1 protein-coding gene is annotated in these 232 nt (G+C 58.6%); it reads left to right on the top strand.

What is annotated here, in order from left to right; translation table 11 throughout:
- Positions 1 to 13 precede the first annotated feature (13 nt).
- The coding region (locus SB658_RS27930; RefSeq protein WP_410603849.1) for a LysR substrate-binding domain-containing protein at positions 14 to 232 on the top strand (219 nt) is incomplete at its 3' end.

The raw sequence follows: 232 nt of genomic DNA, 5'->3' as shown, positions 1-232 counted from the left end.
CATCAAAATTCAGATGTCCGAGGCACGCGCTGATCTTCAGGCGCTCAGAACAGGGGATCGAGGTACCGTTACCATTGGAGCAGGCCCTGCTTGGCTCCGGCGTCATTTGCCTCACGCCGTCGCGCGATCGATCGCAAACCGCCCGGATCTCAAAATCCTGATCGTCGGTGGGTTTGATGAAGCGCTGTTTCGCAAGCTCAGGCGCGGGGAGGTCGATTTCGTCGTTGCGGAA

Origin of the sequence: Bacillus sp. SIMBA_008 (assembly GCF_046535495.1) — a bacterium.
GTDB lineage: Bacteria > Bacillota > Bacilli > Bacillales > Bacillaceae > Bacillus > Bacillus subtilis.
This window is presented reverse-complemented; position numbering and strand designations above follow the sequence as displayed.